This is a genomic window from Vibrio sp. 2130-1, assembly GCF_033339515.1.
The window spans coordinates 1-501 of the sequence record NZ_JAWOUT010000800.1 but is presented as its reverse complement, the minus strand read 5'-3'; the positions used below and the strand labels follow the sequence as shown (position 1 = coordinate 501).

The 501-nt window shown below is 44.9% G+C and carries 1 protein-coding gene; it reads right to left on the bottom strand.

The window, feature by feature from the left end; translation table 11 throughout:
• On the bottom strand, positions 1–501 hold a 501-nt coding region (locus R7Q09_RS28775; protein WP_318144287.1), incomplete at both ends, for an AraC family ligand binding domain-containing protein.

Genomic DNA, 501 nt, shown 5'->3' with positions numbered 1-501 from the left:
TTGAGATCAGGAGCAATGAATCCGTCTTTTGTCACCGCGTTTCGAAATGAAGCCAAACGACGATCCGATGGCAATGGTAAAGTGAGCTCGAATTGCTTTGCTTGATAAAACTCTTCCCAAACCAATATGGTTGTCGCATTCGTTTTGGTTTGTTCTATGTCCCACTCCCACAAAGCCATTTTATTGATCAGTGCTTTTAGGAGATCGTTAACTTCAATCATCACGATGCTTTTCGGGCAAGAAAATTTGTCACAATCGAAATAAACAGAACGATACGCCACAACATTCGTCATTACGGCGCGATGTGGAGTGTGAGGTGGGATCCACACTGCTTTGGTTGGCGGCAAAATACAAATGGAATCATTTAGGGCAAACGTCATGCATCCCTGTGGCGCGTAAAGTAACTGACCTTTATAGTGCTGATGCATCCCTGAGTCGTGTTTACCAATACCTGCAGCAATGCCGACCACGTTGGCTGTGAGCTTGTCTGCATCAAACTGA